This window comes from Hymenobacter sp. BRD67 (assembly GCF_013256425.1).
GTDB lineage: Bacteria > Bacteroidota > Bacteroidia > Cytophagales > Hymenobacteraceae > Hymenobacter.
On the sequence record NZ_CP053904.1, the window covers coordinates 2,710,679 to 2,733,963 of the forward strand.

The window sequence follows — 23,285 nt, forward strand, 5'->3', positions numbered from 1 at the left end:
TAACAGTATTTCAGTTTATATTAAAACATTCAAATTTTAACAAGGGCGCTACGCTGCCTTTTGTTTAATTCAGAGCTGTTAAGCAATACCTACTAGCTGTTAAATGAAGTAGTTTCCGGGGGCGAAAATAACTCCTTTTAAGGGCGGGGCGGCGAAAGCGGCCAAAATAGTACCCGTGCAGTTTGGTACGGAGTATGTATTAAGAGGAAATGAGGCTGCTTTTCGTCTTTCCCACTTCTACTTCTGACCATGAAACTTCTTCCCTCGCTGGCCCTGGCGGCCGCTTTGCTCGCGGCCGGTACGGCTCAGGCTCAAACGAAAGTTAAGACCAAGGATAAGTACGCCGGCGGCACTGAGATTAAAACCAAAGACGAAGTGCCGCCCGTGACGCTCGACGGCCCTATTAAGCGCGTGGAAACGCTCTCGGGCATTGACATCTTTCCCAAGCCTAACTCCAACAGCGTGCTGCTCAGCTTCACGCAGCAGTTTACCAAGCCCGGCACGCTGGTGATGACTGACTATAAGAACAAGGTGGTGTATCAGCAGGAGCTGGACCCGCAGCATAATACCGGTGCGCCGGTCGACCTGGGTCACATTCAGGCCGGAACCTACCTGGTGGAGGCCAAAACGGGTAATTATGTGTATTGGAAAAAAGTACGCATCAAGTACCCGACGGTAGTGCAACGCTAAGGCGGCCGCATTTTTTACTATAGAACGTCATGCAGCGCTTGCCGAAGCAGCTCCGCATGACGTTCTGGCTTTTCAAAAACCCCAACTGCGTATCCCCTACTTTTGTCCTACCTATGAAAATCCTTCCGCTGCTCGTCGCGCTCCTGCCGCTCACCAGCTTTGCCCCCAAACCCAGGCTGACGACGGTGAAGGTGGCGCCTGGCTTGTCGGTGGCGGTGCCGGTAGGCTTTACGCCCCTGCCCGACCAGGGCATTGCCCTCAAGTATCCGTCGCCGCGTAAGCCGCTGGCCGTGTACAGCAACCCCAGCGGGCGCGTTGACTACAGCGTGTCGGTGCGGCCCACTACGTTTGGACCCGACTATAACGTATTGCTGGCCATGTACAAAGCCAGCGTGCAGCGCCTCTATACCAAGGTCGATTTTCTAACTCAGGAAGTGCGTAAAGTAAATGGCCGCGACGTAGTAGCGCTGGAGTTTGTGTCCATGCTCAGCGACAGCCGCCGCTCGGCCGCCGCGCTGGCTCCTATTAAAAAGTACGAATATATTGAATACGCTGTGCAGGGCCAGCAATTGTACATTTTCTCCTTCTCGGCCCCGGCCGAGGAGCAGGCCCAGTGGCGCCCGGTGGCCCAGGCCGTGATGGGTGATATCAGCCTGAAATAGGTAATGTCTCCGGCCCTGCTGACCGACGACTATTTCATGCGCCAGGCGCTGGCCGAGGCGCACCTGGCACTGGCTGAGGGTGAAATCCCGATTGGGGCAGTGGTCGTGCTCAACCAAACGATAATCGGGCGGGGCCATAACCAGACCGAACGCCTGCGCGACGTAACGGCCCACGCCGAAATGCTGGCCCTGACGGCCGCCGCCAATTACCTGGGTAATAAGTATCTGACAAACTGCCTACTCTACGTTACCGTAGAGCCCTGCGTGATGTGCGCCGGGGCCAGCGCCTGGGCGCAGCTCGGCACGGTCGTATTTGGGACCGAGGAGCCCAAAACCGGCTACCGTCGGCATACGCTGGGCCTGCTGCACCCGCGCACTCAGGTGCGGGCGGGCGTGTGCGCCGCCGAATGCACGGCCCTCATGCAGGCTTTTTTCGGGGGCAAGCGCAGCTAGCTTACTTTTGGGCTCGCCTGCCAGTTGCCGCAACCCCAGCGGCCCCTTGGGGGTTATACCGTCACGCTTCCCATCTTTTCACTTTAAAACATTCGCATCATGGCTTTTGAACTGCCCAAGCTGCCGTATTCCTACGACGCCCTCGAACCTACGTTTGACGCCCAAACGATGGAAATTCACCATACCAAGCACCACCAGGCGTACGTAACCAACCTCAATGCCGCTATTGCCGGCACGGCAATGGAAAACCAGAGCCTGGAGGAAATCCTGCACAACATTGCGACCGCGGCACCAGCCGTGCGCAACAACGGCGGCGGCCACTGGAACCACTCGCTGTGGTGGACTATCCTGTCGGCCAACGGCGGCGGGCAGCCCACCGGCGCGGTAGCCGACGCTATCACGAAGGCTTTTGGTAGCTACGATAACTTCAAGACCGAATTTACCAAGGCCGCCACCACGCGCTTTGGCTCGGGCTGGGCCTGGCTGTGCAAGCAGGCCGATGGCTCGCTGCAAATCTGCTCAACTCCCAACCAGGACAACCCCCTGATGCCCGATGCCGGCTGCAAAGGCTTCCCCATCCTGGGCCTCGACGTGTGGGAGCACGCCTACTACCTGAAATACCAGAACCGCCGGCCCGACTACATCGCGGCCTTCTTCAACCTCATCAACTGGGAAGAAGTAAACAAGCGCTACGCCGCAGCTAAGTAGGGCGCCCGTCGCCCGGCTTACAAAAAAGCTCTTCTGCTTCGTGCAGAAGAGCTTTTTTGATTTTTAGCTCCGTCCGGACGGCGGGCCGCCCGTGTTACCCCGGCACTACGCCAATTTCACGGTACAGACAGAAATTAGTGTAACTTTCGGCACAAAAGCCTTTTCCCAAACTTTAAAGCTGCGACTGCATGAGCATCAAGCTGCGACTTACAATTCTGAGCTTCCTCCAGTTCTTTATCTGGGGCGCGTGGCTGATTACGATTGGTGCGTACTGGTTTCAGACCAAGCACTGGTCGGGGGCGCAGTTTGGGGCCATTTTCTCCACCATGGGCATCGCTTCCATTTTTATGCCCTCGCTCATGGGCATCGTGGCCGATAAGTGGGTGAATGCCGAGAAGCTTTACGGCGTACTGCACCTGCTGGGCGGCGCGGTGCTCTGCACCATTCCTTTGGTTACGGACCCCGGCGTATTCTTCTGGGTAATATTGCTGAATATGGTTTTTTACATGCCGACCCTGGCACTTTCGATTGCCGTGTCGTATTCGGCCCTCAAAAGCCAGGGGCTGGATGTGGTGAAGGACTACCCACCCATCCGGGTGTGGGGCACCATCGGCTTCATCGTAGCCATGTGGACGGTGAGCCTGCTGCACATCGAGAAGTCGGCCAGCCAGTTTTACGTAGCGGCCGGCGCGGCTTTCGTGCTAGGCGTATACTCCTTCACGCTGCCCAAGTGTCCGCCGCAGTCGGCCAACACCTCCAGCCAAAGCCTGGTGGAAATCCTGGGCCTGAAGTCGTTTGCCATTCTGCGCGACCGCAAGATGCTCACCTTCTTCCTGTTTGCGCTGCTGCTCGGCGGCGCGCTCCAGCTTACCAATGCCTACGGCGATACCTTCCTGCACGATTTCGACCAGAACCCGGCCTACCAGGGCACGCTCACGGTGCGCTACCCGGCCATCATCATGTCGATTTCGCAGATTTCCGAAACACTGTTTATCCTGGCCATTCCGTTCTTTCTGCGGCGCTTCGGCATCAAGCAGGTAATGCTGTTTAGCATGCTGGCCTGGGTCTTGCGCTTCGGGCTGTTTGCCTTCGGCAACCCCGGCGGCGGCCTCTGGATGATTATCCTCTCGTGCATCGTCTACGGCATGGCATTTGACTTTTTTAATATATCAGGTTCTCTATTTGTTGAAACCCAGACCCAGCCCAGCATCCGGGCCAGCGCCCAGGGCCTGTTTATGATGATGACCAACGGTTTCGGGGCGGTGCTGGGCAGCTCGGTGAGCGGCCTGGTTATCCAGCACTACTTCACCGATGCCGGCGGCAACAAGGACTGGCACGGCATCTGGCTCACGTTTGCCGCCTACGCCCTGGTGATTGCCGTGCTGTTCGTGTTCATCTTCAAGCACAAGCACGAGCCGCAGCAGATGGAGAGTACGTATTCGGAGCCGGCGCTGGCGGCGTAGCGGCAGATTCAGGCGTTTTTCAACATGAGCGAAAGCAGAGAAATACTGGCCACTGCACTGCGCCGGGGGCTGGCCGAGTATGGGCAGTTTGTACCAATGCGCTGGTTCCTGGAAGAATTTGGTGAACTAGCGCACCGCGAGGCGTATCAGCTTGAGAATGCGCAAGCTCGCGCCGAATTAGTGGAGGCGCTGGCTACCCTGCGCCCGCTGGCTGAAAGCACTCTGGTGCGGCACGAGCGCTTTGCCGAGGTTGGCCGGCCCGCCGAACTCGACTTGCTAGTGCTCGTTCCCGGCTCCCACATCCTAGTGTGCTTTGAGGATGATGGGCCGTTTGACGAAGAGGGGGTGCAGCTTTATTTTTCACCCGCCGCGGAGGCCGGCTTGCTGGGCCAGGTGCGGGCTTTGCTGACGGCGCGGCTCAAGAGCAGCACGGCCGAGCAGACGCGCATCTGGGCTTTGCGCCTGCGTGGCAACGAACTGCATTTCTCACCTTTGAATATTAATGTACCGGCGCTCGACCTTGCCGCCAACTACAACGACGACCTGCTGCCGGTGCACGAGGCCATCGTGAAGCGCCTGCAAAAGCCCAACGACAAGGGCCTGGTTATCCTGCACGGCCCGCCCGGCACCGGCAAAACCAGCTACATTCGCCACCTGTGCAGCCTTACTGATAAGCCCAAGCTGTTTATTCCGCCCAACCTAGCGCTGCGCATCGCCGACCCAGAATTTATCAACCTGCTGCACGACCATACCAACTCCATCCTGCTAATCGAGGATGCCGAGGAGCTGCTCACCAAGCGCGACGCTACCGGCAGCAACGCCGTCAGCAACCTGCTCAACCTCAGCGACGGGCTGCTATCTGACGGCTTTCACATTCAGATTATTTGTACCTTCAACGCCGACCTGGCTCGCATCGACAAAGCGCTGCTGCGTAAGGGGCGGCTCATTGCCTCCTATGCCTTTGAGGCCTTGGCCCAGGCAAAGGCGCAAGCTTTAGCTACGACACTCGGCCAAACGGCGCCGGTTACGGAAGCAATGACGCTGGCCGACCTCTACAACCGGGAAGATACTACCTTCGTGAGCGAGCCTAAAGGGCCGGGCCGCATCGGCTTTGGGCGGCCAGCCTAAGCTCGTCGATATAAGATTGGCACAAAAAAAGTCCACTCTGAGTATAAATAAAAAGCCGCTCTGCATGACGCAGAGCGGCTTTTTTGGCTTTTTTTTCAGCTGCTATACCAGCGCTGGGAGCAGGCCGCTTATTTGCCGAAGAAGAACTGGCCTTCAATTTGGGCATTCTCATCCGAGTCGGAACCGTGCACGGCGTTGGCCTCGATGCTCTTGGCGTACTTCTTCCGGATGGTGCCTTCGGCGGCCTGGGCCGGGTTGGTAGCCCCGATGAGGGTGCGGAAGTCGGCTACGGCGTTATCTTTTTCGAGGATAGCCGCTACGATGGGGCCGCTCGACATGTATTTCACGAGGTCGTTGTAGAAAGGACGCTCCGAATGCACGGCGTAGAACTGGCCGGCGCGCTCGGCGGTAAGGGTTACTTTCTGAAGCTCCACGATGCGGAAGCCGCCCTGCTCTATCATGCTCAGGATGCCGCCAATGTGGTTTTCGGCCACGGCGTCGGGCTTTATCATCGTGAAGGTGCGGTTGGTTGCCATTCTTTGGGAAATAAAAAAGAGTTGATTGGTGCCGTAAAGGTAGGGCCACCAATCGGCAAGCACCCGAACCTTCCGGAGCAGTTTGGTTGTTGAAACCCAATTCATGCCGACCTTTGCCGGCCTGTTTGCTCAGCCTGAGCTATCCGCTACTTTTTTCGCATCCGTAGGCTATTTACGTCGTCGATGTTTCCTTCCGTATCCGAGTTGCAAGCTCTGCTGGCCCAGCCCGGCAGATATTTATTACTACCCACCACAAGCCCGACGCTGACGCCCTGGGCTCGTCGCTGGCCTGGGCCACTTATTTAAAGAAAAAAGGTCATTCGGTGACCGTTGTCACGCCTTCCGACTACCCGGGCTTCCTCAACTGGATGCAGGGCAACGACGAGGTTGTGATATACGAGCCCCGCCAGAACGACCGCCAGGTACGCGACCTGGTAAACCGCGCCGAAGTTATTTTTTGCCTTGACTTCAACTGTCTGGGCCGCATTAATGAGCTGGGCGAGTACGTGCGCCGGGCGCCGGGCACCAAAGTGCTCATCGACCACCACCAGCGCCCCGAGGCTTTTGCCGACCTTAGCTTTTCGGACGCCACAGCCGCGGCTACGGCCGAGCTGGTGTTTGAGATTATCCGGGCGCTGGGCGACCAGGCCCTTATCGACCAGGGCATGGGTGAGGCGCTATACGCGGGCATTATGACCGATACAGGCTCGTTTCGGCACCCCAGCACCTCGCGCAACGTGCACCTCATCATCGCCGAGCTGCTGAACACGGGCATTGACCTGGCTTCGGTACACCGCCGCATCTACGACTCGCACTCCGAAATCCGCCTACGCTTTCTGGGCTACATCCTGAAAGACAAGCTCGTAGTACGCCGCGAATTCAATACGGCTTATATAGCAGTTACCAAAGATGAGCTGCGCGAGTACGACAGCAAAACCGGCGACACCGAGGGCTTGGTAAACTATGCGCTCAGCATTGAGGGCATCGTGTTCGCGGCGGTATTTATCGACCGGGGCTCGGCGGTAAAAATTTCCTTCCGCTCGGTGGGCGACTTCTCGGTGAGCGACTTTTCGCGCAATCATTTTGAGGGTGGCGGGCACCACAACGCCTCGGGTGGCGTGAGCACCGACTCGCTCGATGCTACCGTGGAGCGCTTTCTGGGGCTGTTGCCGCAGTATCAGGCGCAGCTGGTGAGCACCCCGGCCGCGCCGGTAGCAGTTGCGCCGCCCGTAGACTAACTTTGGGGCGCATTCGTCTCTACTCCAATTTTTCTGTTTTCATGCAGTTTTCTCTCCGGCCCGGCGTGGCCCGGCAACTGGCCCTGGCGGCTGGTGTGCTCAGCGTAGCTTCCTTCCTGTCTTCGTGTACTAAAGGTGGAGGCGACTTTGCCAAAACGAAGTCGGGCATCGAGTACAAGATTTTCAAAAATGTCGGCGGCAAGTATGAGTCGCGCGAGGTAGCGGGTGGCGAAGACGCCAGCTACAAAGACCGCGTGGGCAAGGTAATGTCGGCCCACATCGAGTACCTCACTTCGGGCGACTCGGTCATGATGAAATCGCGTGAGCGCCAGTTCGGTATTCCGGTGCGTATTCCGCTCGAAACCCTGACTGCCAAGCAAATGGGTGCTGAGCCCGAGGCTTTCTCGCTGCTCCAGCCCGGTGATAGCGGGGTGTTCCGCTTCAATGCCGATACGCTGTACAAGCGCAATGCTCATCAGCTGGCCCCGGCTAACCTGAAGAAGAAAGGCAACTTTATTATCCTCACGGTGAAGGCCGTAGCCCTACAAACCCGCGACGCGGCAATGGCCGAAGCTATGGCCGACCAGCAGAAGATGATGGCCGAGCAGCAGCGCCAGATGCGCGCCTACGCCGCCACCCAGGACAAGGCCGATGACGCCGTGCTCCAGGACTACATCAAGAAAAACAACCTGACCAACGCCAAGAAAGACCCCAGCGGCAGCGGCGTTTATATTATCACCACGCAGCCCGGCACTGGCCCCAACGCCAAAGCCGGCCAGATTGTGACGGTGCAGTACCGCGGGCTGCTGCTCGACGGCAAGGAGTTTGATGCCTCGGCCAAGCACGGCGGGCAGCCGTTCTCCTTCCCGCTGGGCCGGGGCCAGGTTATCCCGGGCTGGGATGCTGCGCTGACGCAGCTCAACAAAGGCAGCAAGGCTACTATCCTCATCCCGTCGTCGCTGGCTTATGGCAAGCAGGGCTCGCCGCCCGCCATTCCGGCCAACTCGCCCCTGCGCTTTGATATCGAGCTCACCGACGTAAAGGATGCTCCGGCGCAGGCCCAGGCCCCGGCAATGGCCCCGCCGGCCGGCCGCTAGTCTTTAGTACTGTTCGCTTTAGTTTGTATACCGCCACGCCGTTCTGGCGTGGCGGTTTTATTTTATCCTTTGTCAATGCAACGCTTCCTGCTTTTATTGCTGCTGGCTACCGGCCTGGCCCTGGGGCCGGCTTCTGCCCAAACCACCCCGACCACCGGCTTCGAGCGCACGGCCAGCGGCACCGAGTATCAGCTGTTTCGGCGCGATGCGGCCGGGCATTACGCCCCCGGCCGCTGGCTCCGGCCGGCGATGCGCCCTATGCCAGCCGGGTAGGCCAGATACTGCTCATTTATATTCAGTACCGGACCGACCGCGATTCCCTGCTGATGGACTCGCGGCAGATGCGGCCCGAGCCGCTGCCCGTGCCGCTGGGCCCCACGGTGCCGCGCGGCAGCATTGAAGAAGCCATGAGCCTGCTGCTGCCCGGCGACAGCGCCGTGTTTCGCTTCAATGCCGATACGGTGTTTACCAAGTCGTTGCGGCAGCCGGTGCCGCCGTTTATCAAGCGCTCGGGCAATGCCCTGCGCCTGACGGTGGCCGCCAAACAGCTCCTCACGCCCGCACAGATGGAGGCTCGCCAAAAAGCTATGCTCGACGAGCAGCAGCGCCAGCTCAAGGCCCGCGCGGCCAAGCAGCTGGTGAAGGACGACGCGCTTATTCTGGCGTATATCAAAAAGAACAAGCTGACTACTAAAGCTAAAAAGACCCTGGGCGGCACCTGGTACGTGATTACGCTGCGCGGCAAGGGCGCACTTCCCAAAACCGGGCAAACGGTGAGCGTAAAGTACCGGGGCACGCTGCTGGCTACCGGCAAAGAGTTTGACTCGACTGCCAAGCACGGCAATACGCCCTTCGACTTCGTGCTGGGCCAGGGCCAGGTAATCAAGGGCTGGGACCAGGGCATTGCCGTACTGCCAAAGGGCAGCAAGGCCGTGCTGCTTATTCCCTCCCCGCTCGGCTACGGCGAGCGCGGCGCGGGCGGCGATATTCCTGCCAACTCTGTTTTGCGCTTCGAAGTAGAGCTGGTGGGGGTGAAGTAATGGTTGATGACTAATGGTTAATATATTATTAATTAACCATTAGTCATTAACCATTGACTCTATCCGCCCAGCACGTCGCTCAGGATTTCGAGCGACTTGATATCGCCCAGGTTTTCGACGTGGAGCTGGTAGTAGCGGATGAGCACGGCCAGCAGCTCGCGGCGGACCTGGCCATTGGGAATGGAGGCGGCGGCCGGCGTACGGAGCAGTTCATCAAAATAATGCTCAAACTCGCGCAGGCGCAGCGTAGCCGGGCCGCTGCTAAAGCCGCTACCGGCCGGGGCCGCGCCGGCCATGGCTACCTGGTCGGTTATTTCGGCCCCGGTTTCGGCCCCAAAACCCAGATAGCCGGCCAGGTGCAGCAGAAACAGCAGGGCAAAGTTTTCGACGCCCGCGTCCTGCTCATCGAATGTCAGAATAGAATCGTGCAAAAAGCGGAACAGCGCCGGGTTTTCCTCTTCCTCCCGCACCGACTTGCTCAGCACTTCCGACAGAAACAGCGCCACGCTGCTTTTGCGCATCTCGTAGGGCAGCGACCGAAACGGCTCGGCACACCGAAACTCGGCCAGGCGCGTGAGGCCGCCACCCTGGCGGGGCACGTAGGCCACCAGCTCGAGCAGCGTGAGCGGCTGAAACAGGGCAATGCGCCCCGGCGGCTTGGCCCGGCGCACCCCGTTTACGAGGTAGCTCTGCACCCCCGCTGCTCGGTGTAAACGCGGGCAATTATACTACTTTCACGATATTTAAGGTAGCTCAGAACAATACCGCGGGTTTTGATTAGCATTTGGTTGAGTTAAAAGTTGTGAGTTGTGAGTTATGAGTTGAGATTATGGGTAGCCCGCTGGCCAACCCATAACTCATAACTTTTAACTCACAACTAATTACTGAGTACGGCGACCTTGCTGACGCAGGTATTTTTACCGTCGGCATCAGACGTGAGGACTAGGTACACGCCCGAGCGCACCCGGCGGCCGGCCGTATCGGCCAGGTTCCAGGTAACGGTGCCGCCGGCCGCGTGGGTGCTGTATACGAGATGGCCGGCCACGTCGGTGATGCGCACCTGCGCATTATTGGCTACTCCGCTGATACCTACCGTGCCCGCAAACTGGGGCTGGACGGGGTTGGGCCACACCTGGGCGCAGCTCGGCGCGCCATCCGTTACGCTGGCCGAGCCCTGGTAGCTGACTACGCCCGCATCGGTAGCCACGAATACCTCGCCGGTTTTGTCGTTCACGGCCACATCTACGATACTATTGCTAGGCAGCGGGCTGTTTGCCGTGGTGAAGTGCAGGAGCGCCTCCGAAGCCTTGTCGTTGAATAGCCACAGGCCATTGGGAGTGCCAAACCACTTGCGGTTGGCGCCATCGATGGCGATGCAGCGTACCGTTTCGTTATAGAGCGTTGGAAATAAGCCATTGCCGCTCTGCGCATTGGGCACGTTAAAGCTGGGCTGAGCCGTGTTCTGCGCGGCGGCGCTTACCACGGCACTGGCGTCGATGGAGGCTACTCCGGTAGCCGTACCAACCCAGATGCTCCCGGCACGGTCGCACACGACGGCATATACCAGGTTATTGGGCAGCTTATCGGCGGTGTTGAAGAAAAAGGCCCGCTGCGTAGTCGTATCGTACGCAACCAGGCCATTACCGCCCTTGCGCGATTGCGTAGCCCAGGGATTGCCGTAGGTATCGACCGTTACCCGGTCGAGGTTTTCGAAGCCGTTGGCCGGGCCCGCCTTCCAGGTAGCATTGGCAGGCTGAAAGCGGAACAGGCCCGGCACGTTGGCCCGCTGGTGCCGGTTTACTACCCACACGTACGGCCCGTTGGGGTCGGCCGCCACGTCCGTAACGCGCACGTAGTTCAGGTTGCTCAGGTCGGGGTCGAGGCTGCTGCGCAGGGGTGAGCCGGGGGTGCCGGCCGTAAACTGCCGGTAGTTGCCCGGCCCTTTCCATTCGAGCAGGCCATTGCCGTAGCTGGCCAGGTAGAGCGTGCCATCGGCCGTGCGGGTACCATGCGAGATATCGAGCAGATTGGGAAAATCAGTGGCGGAGGGAAAAGCGGTGGCCGTGTAGTTCGTCCAGTGCCCGCCCTGGTACTCATAAAACCCATTACGACTGCCAAACTGCACCCCGCTATCGCCCGAGTAGCCGCCGCTGAATACGTCAACGGTGTTGGTGGCCGCATTGGCCAGCAGGCCGTAGGCCGCGGCCGTTTCGGGGGCATTGGGCAAAATAATTTCGGGCGCGCTGGTAGTGCCGGGCGCATAGCGCTGCATAGCATTGTAGTAGCTGGCCACGTAGTAGGTACCGTCGGCTTCGCGCAGCACGTCGTTTATCTGGCGGCCGGTAGCCGCCAGCGGCAATACATCTACCACCATGCCAGTAGCGGCGTCGAAGCGCCGCAAGGGGCTGCCGTTGAAGGCCAGCAGCAGCTGGCCGCCGCTTGCCCGCAGCCGCAGTACCTCATTGCCGTAGCTGTTGGGCGAAAAGCGCCAGCGGCGGGCCGCCCCTACTCCGGCCAGGTAATCGACACCCCGAAAGTTGCTGCCAGCCAGCACATGGCCCCGGTAGGCCGCCAGCTGCGTGTACGTCTGGCCGGGCTGCGCCGGATTGGGCAGCTCCTGCGTCCAGCTGCCATAGTCGAGCAGGTTTACCCCGGCGGCAATCCGGCCGCGCAGCACGCCCGCCGAGGTAGCCGCGTAAATAGTGTCGTGCAGCACAACAGTGGCGTAGGAAGTTATGACCTGGCCACCCGCGCCAATGGCGCTGTACGTGTCGCGCACCTCCTGCCTGGCCAGGTCGAGCACCACCACGCCCAGGCTGGTACCGATGTAAGCCAAGCCGTTATAAATCTGAACCTGGTTAATAACCTTGGCCGTCTGGCTTTCTTTCCGCAGCAGGTCGGTTATGTTGCGCACGGTGCCGTTGGGGCCCAGCAGGTCAATATTTCCGCTGCGGTACACAATTATCAGCTGGGCCGAAGCCGAGTCGAAGGCAACAGCTGCCACGCCCACATCACTCAGTCCATCGCGCCGCGACAGCAGCTGCGTAGCATGTAATTCTTTATTATATACATAGAAAGATGATTCATCAGCTACGTACAGCTGATTACCGGCCTCGGCCAGGTTGAGCGGGTGCCGGGCGGGCAGGTGCAGCTGCCAATCGCCGTAGGCAGCCCCTGGCCCCAGGCCCGGGCAGTACTCAGGAGGGCCAATAGCATCCAGGCGAAAAAACGAGGCATAGGCGGTAGTAATGGCAGGTAAAAACGTATTTGGGAGCAGGATACTACAGGTTGTTTTTGCAGCTACCGGCCCGGCTTGCTGGCGCAACTGCTACCTGGTAACTGCTAAGCGACCCAAGTTAGTGCGTGGCGCGGGCCGTATCAGGTCGGTGCGACTGCGCCGCCTCACCTGCCAGAAAGCAGGGGCGGCAGCGGGCCTCGTAGCTATCGGTTTCGCCCAGCAAAATCTGGTTGGCACTGGCGGCAATGCGATATGAGTAGGCCGCCAGCTCGCCGCAGCACACGCATACGGCGTGCACTTTGGTGACAAACTCGGCCGTAGCCAGCAGTGCCGGCATGGGTCCGAATGGCCGGCCGAGGTAGTCCATATCGAGGCCGGCCACGATAACGCGGGTGCCACCGTCGGCCAGCTGCCGGCACACTTCCACCAGCGACTCGTCGAAGAACTGCGCTTCGTCGATGCCGATAACGTCGCTACTGCCGCCGGCCAGCAGCAGTATCTCGGCCGGCGACTGCACCGGCGAAGAGCGAATACTGGTCTGGTTGTGGCTCACCACATCCTGGGCGTGGTAGCGGGTATCGAGGGCGGGCTTGAAAATCTCGACCCGCTGCCGCGCAATGCGGGCCCGGGTGAGGCGGCGAATCAGCTCTTCGGTCTTACCCGAAAACATGGAGCCGCAGATAACTTCCAGCCAGCCGCGGCGGCGCGGGAAATCGGACAGGCGGCGGGGCTCGGTAAACAAGATGGAGTTAAAAGTTAGGAGTTAAAAGTCAGGAGTTGGGAAGAGACACCTAACTACTCGGCCAGCAAAAAGACGCTGACAAAGTACGGCACCGCCCGCTAATGCGCGGTAGCAAACGCCTCTGACCGCGCTCCTGCTTAAAAGCTTTCCGATTGGTAGCCTGCTGCCTCGCCCACCCTGCTTTTCTAGCCAACTCCTGACTTTTCACTCCTAATCCTGGCCTGGCAGGCCAGCCGCTCGGTTTCGTGCAGGCGGCCGGCGGCCCGGTAGCGCAGCTCAGGCTCGGTGAGCGGCGCGAGCAGCTCGGCGCCGCTCAGCACGCGTACCCGGCAGGTAGTGCAGCGGCCTTTGGCCCCGCAGGCGTGCCACCAATCGTGGCCCGCCGCATGGATGGCCGCCAGTACCGTAGTACCCACGGGCACGTTGAGAGGCGGGCCGGGCAGGCCCGCAATGGTCAGCAGGGGCATTTTGTGGCTAACTTGGCGCACGAATCCGGCCCGCGGCCGGCACATGCTATGCAGGACAAATATAGCCTCGCCAAGTGCGAGCAGTACGGCCGCCGGCTGGCTACCCGGCTCAGCCAACAGTTTTTTGGTACCCAGCCCGATGCCACACTCGATGGCCCGGCGCTGCTCAAGTTTACGCCGGTGCGGCAGGTCAACCTGCTGTTGCTGCGCCAGCTACTGGGCCGCTGGCAGCAGGAAGCCAATGCCTTACGCAGCCCTTATTTCAACTTTGAGGCTGAGGCAGTGCGGGCAGCGCTGGGACAGTTCATGAACGTGCTCTCGCGGCATATCCGCCTCGACCGGGCAGCCCTGGAGCCGCTGCTGGCGCAGGCCATCAGCGATACGCTGGTGCTGGCTACCGCTCCGGCAGAGGCCTTCGAGCGCCTGGTACTGCCCCCGGCCGGCCCCGACGCGGAGGAGGCTATTCCCCTGGCTTACCTGCGCGACCACCTGCGCTACCTGGACCGCACCAAAGAATTTTTCGAGGGCTTTGTGAACAGTCTACCCCCGAGCAATGCACCTCTCAGCCGCGAGTTCTTACGCCAGCGCTTCGACTTATACCTCACGGCTAATGCTAAAATGCTGCCTCCGCTCTCGCAACTCGTGCCGGAGCTCAGCACCCTGCTGCCGCTTACCGAGGCCGACCTCTGGGACGATGGTCCGGCCAAGCCGGCGGCCCCGGTAACCGTAGCACCGCCAGCCCCGGCACCCGAAAAACCGGCCCCAGCTATTTCTACCCCAGCAGCAGTACCTGAGATTAGCCCAGCGCTGCTACCTACATCGCCGGCCGCGGCCCCGGCTGCTACCGACCCCGTAATCCCCATCCAGCCGCTGGCTGGCGGAGTTTCCGCTGAGACTCCGCTTTATGCCAAGCTCAAGGCAACCCAGCCGAGCACGCCGCACCTGGCCGATACGCTGCGCGAGGCAGCCCACGCCGGCGCCGCCCCGCTGGCCGAGCGGGGGCGCCCAAGGTAGTAAGCCTGCGGGAGGCTATTTCCATCAACCAGCGCTTCAGCTTTATCAATGAGTTGTTTAACGGTGAGAATATGGAGTACCACGCGGCCATTCAGCACCTCGATACGCTGCCTGATGCCGATACGGCCCTCGCCTATGTGCGCCAGGAGCTGGCCACGCGCCACGACTGGAGCCGCAAGGAAGAGCACGTGGGCAAGCTGCTGAAGCTGATTGAGCGCAAGTTTGCCGGAGCTTAAATGCCGCTGCTGACCGCAACCTGGGTACGGCGCTGGCTGCTGCCGTGGGCGCTGGCGCTGGGGGTGCTGCTTAATGCAGCCTATCCGATGTACCGGCACTACGACTTTTCGCACTCGCTCGACACGCGCAGCTACCTGCGCTTGGCTAGCGGGCGCTTCGATAGCGTGAACGTGACGCGGCGCTACCGGGTACTGGTGCCAGTGGCGGCAGGCCTGCTGGCCCGCCCCCTGGCACTACTCGGCGACCCACCCAGCTCGCCCCGGCCAGCCGGCGAATGGCCCCTGCGACTGGCTTTCTACTTGCTCAATTCTCTGCTGGTGGGAGCGGCGGGGCCTGCTTCTTCCGGAGCGCCCGCCAGGTGGGTGTCTCGTCGGGCGCAACGGCCCTGGCCCTGGTGCTGGTGCTGAGTAGCCGCTGGACTGCCTACATGGCCGGCCTGCCGCTTACCGACAGCCTGTACTTACTGGTTTTTGGCCTGAGCTACTATGCTTACCGCCGGGGCCGGAGGCAGGCTGGGCGGTGGCCCTGGCGCTGCTGGTGGGGCCGCTGGCCAAGGAATCGTTCGTTTTTCTACTGCCGTGGCTACTATGGTTCGGGCGCCGGGCGCTGGGCTGGCAGGGGCAGGCGGCAGCCCTGGCGCTGGGGCTGCTGGCGCTGGCCGCCGTACACTGGTGGGTAGATAAAGCGGCGGCCGCGCCGGCAGCAGCGTCTGTCAGCAATGCCTTTTCGCACGTCGAAAACCTCTGGTATTCGCTGCGAAAAGTAGCCTCGCTGAAAGGCATAGCCGAGGTTTTCAGTATTTGGGGGTTGTTTTGGCTGCCGGTAGCGGCGGCCCTGCTGCGGCCCAACGGTCGGCGGGCGCTTGCCCCGCTACTCGGCTGGCCCGAGGCCGGCCTGGCGCTCATCGTATTGCTACACATGGCCCTCTCGGGCGACCTCGGGCGGATGGGCTACCTGTTTTCGCCGGTTTTTACGGCGGCGCTGGCGTTGGCCGTTAGCTGGCTGGGGCGCATTTGGGGGCGGCCGGGCCGAGCCGCGTGAGGTAGTACGGGCCGAAGAATGTCGCCATAGAATCGACGCGCCGGGCAGCAAAACCGTTCAGCGCCCGGGTTGCTCCGTCGCCCAGAGTTAGCTGTGCGCGGTCGAGCGGCCAGTAGCCGCCCAGCGCATCGGTGTATACTACCTCGCCCGCGGCCAGCCGCGCCACCAGCCAGTGCCGGAAAGCCGCATCGGGCCGCACGGGCAGCCCGATAATGCGCGGGGCGCTGTCGGCCCGCCCGGTATAATACTGCAGCTGGTTGCGCAGCAGATTGGGGTCGCGCAGCAAAAACCACGCGGCCGGCTGGGTCAGCACGCGCAGGCGCAGCGCGGGCCCGGCGCCCGTGTAAACGAGGCTATGCGCCGGAAGTAAGGCGAAAGCCAGATTCCAGCTCAACAGCGCAGTGCCCACGGCTGCCACCCGACGCGGGGCCCAGGCTCGCAGTTTCCCGCCGGCCAGCGCTATTGCCGCCAGGGCCGGCAGCATGACCATAAACTCGGCATTGCCGGCCGCCTGGGCCGCAAAGCCCAGGTGCAGCGCCCCAATCAGGGCGTGCGTGCGCCGGATGCCACGGGCGGGGCTTGGGCCTGCTGGGTGGGCAGCGGCCGGACCCGGTACCAGCCCAGAACACCATATGCAATTAATACTATACTTATCAAACCAATCAGCCCCAGCCCTACCGGCCAGTGGGCCAGCAGCGGCCCCATATTGCCGTGTACCTGCCCCACCGTGCGTATCACGCTAATACCTGTAAGCAGCAGGCTGCGCCCGCCCAGCTCCACGCGGGCGCTACCGGTCAGGTAGTCGTGCAGGGCAAAGCGCACTACGCCGGCCACGCCGCTGGCCGGAGCCGCCAGCACATACGCAACAGGCACTAAAAGGGCCGGCAGCCCATACACCAGCCCCAGGCGCACACCAGCACGCCCCCGCCAGGGCCGCAGCCCCAGCAGCAAGCCTAGCCACCACCACACCATCAGCTGGTGCACAAGGCAGGCCAGCGCCGCCAGCAGCCCGGCCAGCACCAGCCAGCGCCAACGCGCCCCCAGGGTATGGCAGGCCTGCGCCCAGGCCAGACTGGCCAGCAGCGCCAGTAGCAGTGGGAGTATGTACGTCTCGTTTTCGGTAGCGAAGCGCAGCATTCCGAAACAGCTGCCTACCAGTAGTAGCCAGGCCGGTATGGCCGCACCGGGCGCGCCCGCCCGCGCCAGCAGCCGGGCCAGCACCAGCAGGCAGGCGCCGGCCGTCAGCGCGTTCAGCGTTTGTAGCCAGGTGATGGCCGGCAGGCCGGCAGGCGCGGCTCCGCTAGCTCCTACCAGTTGCAGCCACAGCCAGCCGATGGCATTGTAGAGTAGGTGGTGGGGCTGCAACAGCTCCTGGCCCCAGCGCGAGCAGGCCGCGTAGTACCACGCGTCGCCGGTGGGGTTGCGGGTGGGTAGCGCCAGGCAGACAGCCGTAAGCAGGCCAGCTACGGCTATGCTGGGCCACGTGCGGCCGGTACGTAAGCGAAAAGCGGTTGGGCGATGCTGCATGAAGCCCGCAAGCTACGTGCTGGACGCTAATGGGCAGGCGCTGCGCCGGGCTTCGGTGGCACTTACCCAACTGGCAAATTATTGCGTCCTAGCGCTCCAAATCCTGCTTGCGGTGGGCATCGAGCGCCAGCAGGGCAAAGAGCAGGATGGTAAACGACCACAGCGACGAGCCGCCGTAGCTGAAAAACGGCAGCGGAATACCTACCACCGGCATCAGGCCCATCGTCATGCCCAGGTTCACGGTAAAGTGCACAAACAGGATGCTGGCCGCGCAGTAGCCGTAGGTGCGCCCAAACACCGACTTCTGGCGCTCGGCCACCCACAGAATTCGCCAGAGCAGGGTAAGGTAGAGGGCAATAACGACCAGGCAGCCGGTCCAGCCCCACTCCTCTCCCACGGTACAGAAAATGAAATCGGTGCTTTGCTCGGGCACGAAATCAAACTTGGTTTGGGTGCCTTTTAGGAACCCTTTACCAAACCAGCCACCCGAGCCGAGCGCAATTTTGCTTTGCGTCACGTTCCAGCCTTTGCCCAGGGGGTCTTTGCCGGGGTCGATAAGCATCTCGATGCGCTGGCGCTGGTGGGGCTGCAATACGTGGTTGAAGAAAAAATCGACGCCGAATACCATGCCGATAACCAGCGCCCAGGCCCCCAGACTCAGCGGCAGATGGTGGCGCCACAGCCGCGAATTCAGCAAAAACGCTATACCCAGCACCAGGGTAAAGCCGCCCACCAGCCACAGCTTGGGCACCAGCAGCGCCAGCAGCAGTATAATGCCGCCCGCCGCCAGCAGCAGCAGAATAAGCGGCGACATGCCTTCCCGGAAATAAGCCAGCAGCAGGGCCGCAAACACCAGCGACTGCCCGGTTTCGTTGGAAGCCAGGATGAGCGCCACTGGTAGCAGCGTGAGGCCGGCCAGCACGGCCTGGTCGCGCCAGTTCTGGTTGCGCAGGTTAATACCGGCCATAAAGCGCGAGGCCGCCAGCGCGGTCGTAAACTTGGCAAACTCGGCCGGCTGCAGGCGCACCGGCCCAAACTCCAGCCACGAGCGCGAGCCCGCAATGGGCCGTGCCACCACCAGCGTCACCAGCAGTAGCACTATCATGCCGCCGTAGAGCACGTAGGCCAGCGTGTCATAGGCCTTGTAGTCGACCACCAGCAAAATCACGATGAGCACGACCGCCGTACCTATCCAGATAAGCTGCTTAAACCAGTTGAAGGCCATCAGCTCCGAAAAGCTGAGCGAGGAGAGCGGATTGGCCGGCGCATCGGGCGAGTAGCTGGCCGCGTACACGGCCCCCCAGCCCAGGCCCACCAGCAGCAGGTAAATGAGCAGCAGCGGCCAGTCGATACTGCGTGAAGAACGGGTGGTAACGGGAGACATGTAAGAAACTTTCGGCAAAGGTCGGGCTTCGGTGGTGGATACAGCGAAGCCGATTTGTAACGCCTAGTTTAATCTTGCCAAGATATTTCTTAATCTGCTTCAGATATGTCCCTTACTGCTAAAATTTTGCTGTCGTGTGCCATTGTCTTCAGTCTATCACTTGGGCTTTACCTCTACCCGATTCTTACAAATCCATTCTATTCCAACTTATTTTCCAGTTCCAGTGAGCAAGAGCTTAGAGAGAACTACCAATCGCATAAAAAAGAGTTAGATGAATTGAAGGCCTACTTTAACTCGATTACTCCTAGCAATTTAGTGGTTGATATTGAGTTTAACGACCTTGATAATGCTTCTATGAAAATAAGCTATCCACCGGATAAAATAAGTCAGGGCAAATCGTATTTTGCCGAATGGGAATTCAATCCTTACCACTATAAAGAGCTCCCAGCCCACTCAACTCCACACGCAGACTATGACCCGGAAGTAACCTCATTATCTGTCGTTAAGGAACGTTTGCACTGGACAGATGATACTTTCCGCGCTATAGCAGCACACCTAGCGAAAGCTAACTGTATTGGCGTACAAAACGGCGAGCCGACAAAAATTTCTTTTCGCATGAGTGGTATGGGTCGCTATTCTTACAATATTTTCAGCCAACCGATATCCGATAGTCTACGGCCACATTATAACAATACTTGTACATATCGCCTTTTCACGTCTACCGTGGCATTCGAATACGGCGGGGTGCCATAGGGGCCCAATGCTTTCCCGACCCACTGCCGCGCTAATGCCGGTGAGTAGGCGCCACGCCGTACATCACCCAGTCTTCCCAGCGCTTGCGATTGGGAGCTACTTTGCCCCGCAGGTAGCGCTCCATCATCAGGCCGGCGGCGGGCGCGGCGAAGGTGCCGCCAAAGCCAGCGTTCTCGATGAAAACGGCAATAGCGATTTTGGGGTCGTTGGCGGGGGCAAACGCGGCAAACGTCGAGTGGTCTTCCCCGTGCGCGTTCTGCACGGTGCCGGTTTTGCCGGCCACCGAAATGCCGTACTGCGCTAGGCTGGCAAACGAGCCGGTGCCGCCGCGCCCGTCTACCACTTCCTGCATCCCCGGAATAACATATTTAAAAAGCGTGGTATCGACGGCCGTGTAGTGGCGCTGCCGAAACTCGGGCAGCGGCTGGCCGCTGCTGCCCACGGCCCGCACAAAGTGCGGGGCGTAATAGTAGCCCCGGTTGGCAATAGTGGCCAGCACATTGGCCATTTGCAGGCCCGTAATACCAATTTCACCCTGCCCGATGCTGAGCGAGTACACCGTTTTGAAATTCCAGTGGTGAAAGCCGCGCAGCTTGTCGTAAAAATCGGGCGACGGAATAAGCCCGCGCTTCTCGTGGCCCATATCTACGCCCAGCTTTTCGCCCAGGCCGAAGGTTTTGACCATTTTCTGCCACTGGCCCAGGCCCAGGCGGGCATCCTCAAACTTGTTGGGCGATTGCCCACGCACCACCGCGGCCCGCATCACCTGGTAGAAATAGGGGTTGCAGCTGTTTTTTATGGCAATGTTGACGTTGGCCGGGTACTCGTGGCGGTGGGTGCAGCGCACCAGGCGCTGGTCGCAGGGAAAGCCGGTACCGGGCGTGACGACGCCCATTTGCAGGGCCACCAGCTCGTTTACCAGCTTAAATACCGAGCCGGGCGGGAAGGTAGCCATCAGCGGGCGGTCGAAAAGCGGGCGGTCGGGGTTGCGCAGCAGGTCCATGTAGCGGTTGCCCATGCCCTTGCCGGTCAGCATCTGCGGCTCGTAGTGCGGGGCCGACACAAAGCTGAGAATCTCGCCGGTTTTGGGGTCGATGGCCACTATCCAGCCGCGGCGGCCGGCCAGCAGCTTTTCACCGTAGGCCTGTAGGCCGGCATCAATACTCAGGTGCAAATCCTGCCCGGCCTGCGAGAGCGTGTCGAACTCGCCCCCCCGAAACGACCCTTTGTCGATGCCACGCACGTTTACCAGCCGGTACTGCACACCGCGCCGGCCCATCAGAATAGGCTCGTAATACGATTCCAAGCCCGAGATACCCACGTTTTCGCCCGGCGAATAGTGCGCGTATTTGGGTGTTTCGAGCAGCTTGGGCGTAATGGAGCCCACGTAGCCCAGCGCGTGGGCCAGGTTTTGGGTGCGGTAGGCGCGGGCCATGCGGGCCTGCACCCGAAAGCCCGGAAAGTCAATCAGATTATCCTGAATGGCGGCCAGCTCGGGCGTGCTCAGGTTTTGAATCAGGGGCGAAGGGCGCACCCGTGAGTAGGCCCGGGCCGCCTGCAAGCCCAGACGCAGGTCTTCCAGGGGCAGCTGCATTACCTGGCAAAACTTGGCCGAGTCGAGGTGCTTTACCTCGCGGGGCACTACCATCAGGTCGTAAACGGGCGTGTTGGTAACCAGCAGCGAGTCGTGCCGGTCGTAGATGAGGCCCCGGTAGGGCACCTGCACCTGCCGCTGAAGCGTATTGCGGTCGGCCGCCGTTTTGTACGAGTCGTCGAGCACTTGCAGGTAAAACAGCCGGCTCACGAACAGCAGACCCACCAGGGTAAATATTGCCAGCACCACGTAGCGCCGGCCTTCCAGGTATTGCATACAGTAAAGTTACGCCGGGAAGTAGCGCGGATTTTGTAGTTCGCGCCTGGCTAACGCAAACGCGGGCTATAAAGTCCGCGCTACCGCACGAGTACCTTTGTGGTTTCAACTTCTGCCCATGCCGCCGCTCGTAACGCCCACTGCCAATACTGCTTTTACCGGCCTCATCTCGGTAGTAGCTCCCTTGTATAACGAGGCTGATACGGTGGCGCAGCTGGTAAGCCGCGTGGCGGCCGTGATGCAGCAGCATGGCTACGACTACGAGCTGATACTGGTGAACGACGGCAGCACCGACCGCAGCTGGACCGTGATGCAGGAGCTGGCTGCCTACGACAAGCACCTGGTAGCCATCGACCTAGCCGGCAACTACGGCCAGACCCTGAGCCTGCGCGCCGGCTTTGCCCAGGCGCGGGGCGAGGTCATTATTGCCATGGATGGCGACCTGCAACATGACCCGGCCTACATTCCGCAGTTTATCAGCCTCATCAACGAGGGCTACGACATGGTAGGCGGGGCCAAGGCCAAGCGGCCCGAAGGCCCCATTGCCACGGCCCTGGCCACCACGGCGCACGGCATTATCCGCCGCCTGTCAGGGGTGCAGCTGCGCTATTTTGGCGCCACCTATAAGGCGTATCGCAGCTACCTGGTAAAGAACGTGGAGATGCTCGGCGATGCGCACCGCTTTCTGGGCGCGCTGGTGGCGCGCAAAAACCTGCGCTACTGCGAGTTTCCCATTGAGATTCACGAGCGACAGTTCGGGCAGAGCAACTACAAGATTAGCAAGCTCTTCTACGTTATTCTCGACCTGTTTATCCTGCGTTTTTTTATCGTCCACTCGCGCAAGCCGTTCCGCCTGTTCGGGCTGGCCGGGCTGCTGAGCTTGTTTACCGGTGGCATACTGGCAGGCCAGTTTCTTATCCGCTCAATATTCTTTAAACTGAATATTGAGGCTACTTACCCGCTTGAGTTCATTTTCAGCCTGTTTCTGATAATGGCTGGTATTTTCCTGCTCTGCTTCGGCGTGCTGGCCGAGATTGGGATGTACAACTACTACGCCCGCCGCACGCGCACGCCCTACGTGGTCCGGCAGCTGGCGTCATCAGGTACCATTTAACACTTCCTGTTTATTCAGCTAGCATCTTCTGGGATAGCTGTCTACCCTGCACACAGTTGCCTGGCAAATGAAAAAGCTTATCATCAACTGCGATGACTATGGCTGGGACGCGCCCGCTACCCAGGCCATTCTGGAGCTGGGCGCCGCCGGGCAGGTAAGCAGCACCACGGTGATGGCCAACTTTGCCACCGACGCCGAGCTACGGGCGCTGCAACAGCTGGCCTCACCTACCCTTTCGGTGGGCCTGCACCTCACCCTCAATGCCGGCCAGCCGCTGAGCGCCGCTTCGCAAGTATCGTCTTTAATAGATATTGACGGGCAGTTTTATTCGTCCAGCCAGCTGTGGCAGCGTTTTTTGCGCGGCAAGGTGCGGCCTCAGGAGCTTAAAACCGAAGTAGCTGCCCAGCTCCGCCGGCTGGCGGCCGCCGGACTAGCACCCACCCACGCCGATAGCCACCAGCACCTGCACCAATATCCGCTGCTGGGGCCGGCCCTGCTTAGGATTTTGCGCGAACTGGGCGTGCGCCGGGTACGCCAGCTCACGGCGGCGGGCCGCTTCGATGCGCGCGGACTGGTACTGCAAGGCTTTGCGCTCAGCAGCCGGCCTGCCCTGCGGGGCTTTGCCACGCCGGGCGCTTTGGTGAGTACGTTTTCAACCGAGCCGGCCAGTGCCGCCGGCTTTCGGCGAGGCGTGGCGGCGGCTTTCCAGCACGCCGACGTAGTGGAGTTCATGAGTCACCCAGGCCTGAGCGAGCGCCCCGGCTCGCCGCTGATGCGGGTGCCGGAATATGAGTTCTGGCGCGGGAGCCAGCTGCGCGAACTACTGCGCGAGCTAGGCGGTGAGCTGGTGAGTTACGCCGCGGTGTAAAGCCAACCCGCTGGC

General features: G+C 60.6%; 27 protein-coding genes. 17 read left to right on the plus strand and 10 right to left on the minus strand.

Annotated features, from left to right (window positions below; genetic code table 11):
• The first annotated feature begins 249 nt into the window (after positions 1 to 249).
• From GKZ67_RS12635 to GKZ67_RS12660, 6 genes are all read left to right on the plus strand, one after another.
• A complete protein-coding gene (locus tag GKZ67_RS12635; protein WP_173242774.1) occupies positions 250 to 690 on the plus strand; it encodes a T9SS type A sorting domain-containing protein in 441 nt (146 codons plus the stop codon).
• Positions 691 to 803: 113 nt separating this feature from the next.
• The gene (locus GKZ67_RS12640) at positions 804 to 1,352 is read left to right on the plus strand and encodes a hypothetical protein (protein ID WP_173242776.1); all 549 of its coding nucleotides are present in this window, start codon (positions 804 to 806) and stop codon (positions 1,350 to 1,352) included.
• A 3-nt stretch (positions 1,353 to 1,355) separates the two neighbouring features.
• Positions 1,356 to 1,805, plus strand: coding sequence for a nucleoside deaminase (locus GKZ67_RS12645; protein WP_217278592.1), 450 nt, complete (start codon positions 1,356 to 1,358; stop codon positions 1,803 to 1,805).
• Positions 1,806 to 1,904: 99 nt separating this feature from the next.
• Positions 1,905 to 2,513 (plus strand): superoxide dismutase, encoded by a 609-nt coding sequence (locus tag GKZ67_RS12650; protein ID WP_217278593.1) that lies wholly within the window; start codon positions 1,905 to 1,907, stop codon positions 2,511 to 2,513.
• Positions 2,514 to 2,701: 188 nt separating this feature from the next.
• Entirely contained in the window at positions 2,702 to 3,976 is a 1,275-nt protein-coding gene (locus GKZ67_RS12655) for a nucleoside permease (RefSeq protein WP_173242778.1), read from the plus strand.
• Positions 3,977 to 4,000: 24 nt separating this feature from the next.
• A complete protein-coding gene (locus GKZ67_RS12660) occupies positions 4,001 to 5,104 on the plus strand; it encodes an AAA family ATPase (protein WP_173242779.1) in 1,104 nt (367 codons plus the stop codon).
• 128 nt (positions 5,105 to 5,232) lie between these two features.
• Here GKZ67_RS12660 and GKZ67_RS12665 read toward each other — a convergent pair whose 3' ends face one another.
• Complete coding sequence (locus tag GKZ67_RS12665; RefSeq protein WP_173242781.1) at positions 5,233 to 5,640, minus strand: nucleoside-diphosphate kinase; 408 nt, start codon at positions 5,638 to 5,640, stop codon at positions 5,233 to 5,235.
• 239 nt (positions 5,641 to 5,879) lie between these two features.
• Here GKZ67_RS12665 and GKZ67_RS12670 point away from each other — a divergent pair, with 239 nt between their 5' ends.
• The 4 genes from GKZ67_RS12670 to GKZ67_RS12685 all read left to right on the plus strand — a co-directional run bounded on the left by GKZ67_RS12670 (position 5,880) and on the right by GKZ67_RS12685 (position 9,015).
• On the plus strand, positions 5,880 to 6,878 hold the full coding sequence (locus GKZ67_RS12670; protein WP_317172304.1) for a DHH family phosphoesterase: 999 nt from the start codon (positions 5,880 to 5,882) through the stop codon (positions 6,876 to 6,878).
• A 41-nt stretch (positions 6,879 to 6,919) separates the two neighbouring features.
• Positions 6,920 to 7,975: an FKBP-type peptidyl-prolyl cis-trans isomerase gene (locus GKZ67_RS12675; protein ID WP_254244797.1), complete on the plus strand. Its 1,056-nt coding sequence runs from the start codon at positions 6,920 to 6,922 to the stop codon at positions 7,973 to 7,975.
• A gap of 75 nt (positions 7,976 to 8,050) precedes the next feature.
• Positions 8,051 to 8,248 carry a hypothetical protein gene (locus tag GKZ67_RS12680; RefSeq protein WP_151089338.1) on the plus strand — a complete coding sequence of 66 codons (198 nt, stop codon included), beginning with the start codon at positions 8,051 to 8,053 and terminating at the stop codon, positions 8,246 to 8,248.
• Between the two features lie 53 nt (positions 8,249 to 8,301).
• Entirely contained in the window at positions 8,302 to 9,015 is a 714-nt protein-coding gene (locus GKZ67_RS12685; RefSeq protein ID WP_173242783.1) for an FKBP-type peptidyl-prolyl cis-trans isomerase, read from the plus strand.
• Between the two features lie 59 nt (positions 9,016 to 9,074).
• Here the strand turns inward: GKZ67_RS12685 and recO are convergent, their stop codons facing one another.
• The 5 genes from recO to GKZ67_RS12705 all read right to left on the minus strand — a co-directional run bounded on the left by recO (position 9,075) and on the right by GKZ67_RS12705 (position 13,462).
• Positions 9,075 to 9,710 (minus strand): DNA repair protein RecO, encoded by a 636-nt coding sequence (recO, locus tag GKZ67_RS12690; protein ID WP_254244798.1) that lies wholly within the window; start codon positions 9,708 to 9,710, stop codon positions 9,075 to 9,077.
• Positions 9,692 to 9,799 carry a recombination protein O N-terminal domain-containing protein gene (locus GKZ67_RS23590; RefSeq protein ID WP_254244799.1) on the minus strand — a complete coding sequence of 36 codons (108 nt, stop codon included), beginning with the start codon at positions 9,797 to 9,799 and terminating at the stop codon, positions 9,692 to 9,694. The genes recO and GKZ67_RS23590 overlap by 19 nt, the downstream gene beginning before the upstream one ends.
• 93 nt (positions 9,800 to 9,892) lie before the next feature.
• Positions 9,893 to 12,340 carry a two-component regulator propeller domain-containing protein gene (locus GKZ67_RS12695; protein ID WP_173242785.1) on the minus strand — a complete coding sequence of 816 codons (2,448 nt, stop codon included), beginning with the start codon at positions 12,338 to 12,340 and terminating at the stop codon, positions 9,893 to 9,895.
• Positions 12,341 to 12,371: 31 nt separating this feature from the next.
• Entirely contained in the window at positions 12,372 to 12,995 is a 624-nt protein-coding gene (locus GKZ67_RS12700) for a thymidine kinase (RefSeq protein ID WP_173242787.1), read from the minus strand.
• A 185-nt stretch (positions 12,996 to 13,180) separates the two neighbouring features.
• Entirely contained in the window at positions 13,181 to 13,462 is a 282-nt protein-coding gene (locus GKZ67_RS12705; RefSeq protein WP_173242789.1) for a 2Fe-2S iron-sulfur cluster-binding protein, read from the minus strand.
• A gap of 48 nt (positions 13,463 to 13,510) precedes the next feature.
• On the opposite strand from GKZ67_RS12705, the gene GKZ67_RS12710 reads away from it, so the two are divergent.
• From GKZ67_RS12710 to GKZ67_RS12725, 4 genes are all read left to right on the plus strand, one after another.
• Positions 13,511 to 14,476, plus strand: coding sequence for a hypothetical protein (locus GKZ67_RS12710; RefSeq protein WP_173242791.1), 966 nt, complete (start codon positions 13,511 to 13,513; stop codon positions 14,474 to 14,476).
• Positions 14,477 to 14,547: 71 nt separating this feature from the next.
• Positions 14,548 to 14,712 carry a hypothetical protein gene (locus tag GKZ67_RS12715; protein ID WP_173242793.1) on the plus strand — a complete coding sequence of 55 codons (165 nt, stop codon included), beginning with the start codon at positions 14,548 to 14,550 and terminating at the stop codon, positions 14,710 to 14,712.
• A complete protein-coding gene (locus GKZ67_RS12720) occupies positions 14,713 to 15,120 on the plus strand; it encodes a hypothetical protein (RefSeq protein WP_173242795.1) in 408 nt (135 codons plus the stop codon).
• Between the two features lie 112 nt (positions 15,121 to 15,232).
• Positions 15,233 to 15,754 (plus strand): hypothetical protein, encoded by a 522-nt coding sequence (locus GKZ67_RS12725; protein WP_173242797.1) that lies wholly within the window; start codon positions 15,233 to 15,235, stop codon positions 15,752 to 15,754.
• Here the strand turns inward: GKZ67_RS12725 and GKZ67_RS12730 are convergent.
• The 3 genes from GKZ67_RS12730 to rodA all read right to left on the minus strand — a co-directional run bounded on the left by GKZ67_RS12730 (position 15,708) and on the right by rodA (position 18,665).
• A complete protein-coding gene (locus GKZ67_RS12730; RefSeq protein ID WP_173242799.1) occupies positions 15,708 to 16,244 on the minus strand; it encodes a hypothetical protein in 537 nt (178 codons plus the stop codon). The two genes, GKZ67_RS12725 and GKZ67_RS12730, sit on opposite strands and share 47 nt — an antisense overlap.
• Positions 16,245 to 16,297: 53 nt before the next feature.
• Complete coding sequence (locus tag GKZ67_RS12735) at positions 16,298 to 17,281, minus strand: hypothetical protein (RefSeq protein WP_173242801.1); 984 nt, start codon at positions 17,279 to 17,281, stop codon at positions 16,298 to 16,300.
• 88 nt (positions 17,282 to 17,369) lie between these two features.
• A complete protein-coding gene (rodA, locus tag GKZ67_RS12740; RefSeq protein WP_173242803.1) occupies positions 17,370 to 18,665 on the minus strand; it encodes a rod shape-determining protein RodA in 1,296 nt (431 codons plus the stop codon).
• 105 nt (positions 18,666 to 18,770) lie between these two features.
• On the opposite strand from rodA, the gene GKZ67_RS12745 reads away from it, so the two are divergent.
• Entirely contained in the window at positions 18,771 to 19,418 is a 648-nt protein-coding gene (locus GKZ67_RS12745) for a hypothetical protein (protein ID WP_173242805.1), read from the plus strand.
• 31 nt (positions 19,419 to 19,449) lie between these two features.
• On the opposite strand, the gene GKZ67_RS12750 is transcribed toward GKZ67_RS12745, so the two are convergent.
• Positions 19,450 to 21,288: a penicillin-binding transpeptidase domain-containing protein gene (locus GKZ67_RS12750; protein WP_173242807.1), complete on the minus strand. Its 1,839-nt coding sequence runs from the start codon at positions 21,286 to 21,288 to the stop codon at positions 19,450 to 19,452.
• A gap of 118 nt (positions 21,289 to 21,406) precedes the next feature.
• On the opposite strand from GKZ67_RS12750, the gene GKZ67_RS12755 reads away from it, so the two are divergent.
• The gene (locus GKZ67_RS12755) at positions 21,407 to 22,402 is read left to right on the plus strand and encodes a glycosyltransferase family 2 protein (RefSeq protein ID WP_173242809.1); all 996 of its coding nucleotides are present in this window, start codon (positions 21,407 to 21,409) and stop codon (positions 22,400 to 22,402) included.
• Between the two features lie 67 nt (positions 22,403 to 22,469).
• Positions 22,470 to 23,270: a carbohydrate deacetylase gene (locus GKZ67_RS12760; protein WP_173242811.1), complete on the plus strand. Its 801-nt coding sequence runs from the start codon at positions 22,470 to 22,472 to the stop codon at positions 23,268 to 23,270.
• Positions 23,271 to 23,285: the final 15 nt, after the last annotated feature.

Excerpts from the sequence above, each read along its gene's own strand:
- GKZ67_RS12755 (WP_173242809.1), top strand. The coding sequence starts at position 21,407 with ATGCCGCCGCTCGTAACGCCCACTGCCAATACTGCTTTTACCGGCCTC.
- GKZ67_RS12685 (WP_173242783.1), top strand. The coding sequence starts at position 8,302 with ATGGACTCGCGGCAGATGCGGCCCGAGCCGCTGCCCGTGCCGCTGGGC.
- GKZ67_RS12710 (WP_173242791.1), top strand. The coding sequence starts at position 13,511 with ATGCAGGACAAATATAGCCTCGCCAAGTGCGAGCAGTACGGCCGCCGG.
- GKZ67_RS12715 (WP_173242793.1), top strand. The coding sequence starts at position 14,548 with ATGGAGTACCACGCGGCCATTCAGCACCTCGATACGCTGCCTGATGCC.
- GKZ67_RS12645 (WP_217278592.1), top strand. The coding sequence starts at position 1,356 with ATGTCTCCGGCCCTGCTGACCGACGACTATTTCATGCGCCAGGCGCTG.
- GKZ67_RS12730 (WP_173242799.1), bottom strand. The coding sequence starts at position 16,244 with ATGGTCATGCTGCCGGCCCTGGCGGCAATAGCGCTGGCCGGCGGGAAA.
- GKZ67_RS12705 (WP_173242789.1), bottom strand. The coding sequence starts at position 13,462 with ATGCCCCTGCTGACCATTGCGGGCCTGCCCGGCCCGCCTCTCAACGTG.
- GKZ67_RS12660 (WP_173242779.1), top strand. The coding sequence starts at position 4,001 with ATGAGCGAAAGCAGAGAAATACTGGCCACTGCACTGCGCCGGGGGCTG.
- GKZ67_RS12720 (WP_173242795.1), top strand. The coding sequence starts at position 14,713 with ATGCCGCTGCTGACCGCAACCTGGGTACGGCGCTGGCTGCTGCCGTGG.
- GKZ67_RS23590 (WP_254244799.1), bottom strand. The coding sequence starts at position 9,799 with ATGCTAATCAAAACCCGCGGTATTGTTCTGAGCTACCTTAAATATCGT.
- GKZ67_RS12665 (WP_173242781.1), bottom strand. The coding sequence starts at position 5,640 with ATGGCAACCAACCGCACCTTCACGATGATAAAGCCCGACGCCGTGGCC.
- GKZ67_RS12745 (WP_173242805.1), top strand. The coding sequence starts at position 18,771 with ATGTCCCTTACTGCTAAAATTTTGCTGTCGTGTGCCATTGTCTTCAGT.
- GKZ67_RS12655 (WP_173242778.1), top strand. The coding sequence starts at position 2,702 with ATGAGCATCAAGCTGCGACTTACAATTCTGAGCTTCCTCCAGTTCTTT.
- GKZ67_RS12635 (WP_173242774.1), top strand. The coding sequence starts at position 250 with ATGAAACTTCTTCCCTCGCTGGCCCTGGCGGCCGCTTTGCTCGCGGCC.
- GKZ67_RS12760 (WP_173242811.1), top strand. The coding sequence starts at position 22,470 with ATGAAAAAGCTTATCATCAACTGCGATGACTATGGCTGGGACGCGCCC.
- GKZ67_RS12675 (WP_254244797.1), top strand. The coding sequence starts at position 6,920 with ATGCAGTTTTCTCTCCGGCCCGGCGTGGCCCGGCAACTGGCCCTGGCG.
- GKZ67_RS12750 (WP_173242807.1), bottom strand. The coding sequence starts at position 21,288 with ATGCAATACCTGGAAGGCCGGCGCTACGTGGTGCTGGCAATATTTACC.
- GKZ67_RS12680 (WP_151089338.1), top strand. The coding sequence starts at position 8,051 with ATGCAACGCTTCCTGCTTTTATTGCTGCTGGCTACCGGCCTGGCCCTG.
- GKZ67_RS12735 (WP_173242801.1), bottom strand. The coding sequence starts at position 17,281 with ATGCAGCATCGCCCAACCGCTTTTCGCTTACGTACCGGCCGCACGTGG.
- GKZ67_RS12650 (WP_217278593.1), top strand. The coding sequence starts at position 1,905 with ATGGCTTTTGAACTGCCCAAGCTGCCGTATTCCTACGACGCCCTCGAA.
- rodA (WP_173242803.1), bottom strand. The coding sequence starts at position 18,665 with ATGTCTCCCGTTACCACCCGTTCTTCACGCAGTATCGACTGGCCGCTG.
- GKZ67_RS12640 (WP_173242776.1), top strand. The coding sequence starts at position 804 with ATGAAAATCCTTCCGCTGCTCGTCGCGCTCCTGCCGCTCACCAGCTTT.